The organism is Oleiphilus sp. HI0067 (assembly GCF_001635735.1).
Map to the genome: position 1 here is coordinate 1 of NZ_LWFI01000796.1, position 323 is coordinate 323.

A 323-nucleotide genomic window follows, 5' to 3' on the forward strand; every position below is an offset into this window, starting at 1 on the left:
TGCTTGGCCGTAAAAGTACTTGAGTTGTTTTCGATGAACAATGCGAGTGACCAGGTGGCAGACCGTTTGGTAACGGGACTTCATTCTTCTTTTCAAGCGCGTGCTTTGTGTTCCCGACTCAATGAAACCGAGCGTGAAGAGGTGTTCATAGCTTGTCTGCTGAGTCAGTTAGTCGAATTACTTATCGTATCGTCTTGTGATCCGGAAGGGAATTTATATGCGAGCAAGGTTGAGGCTAGCACTACAACAGAAGAGCGAAACATTATCGCCAATAATGTTCTAGGAACTCGCTTAGATACCTTGTCGAAAACACTAATGAAACG

At 44.6% G+C, this 323-nt stretch carries 1 pseudogene; it reads left to right on the top strand.

The window, feature by feature from the left end:
* Nucleotides 1-323, top strand: a pseudogene (locus tag A3739_RS29785) (HDOD domain-containing protein); the annotation flags it as partial.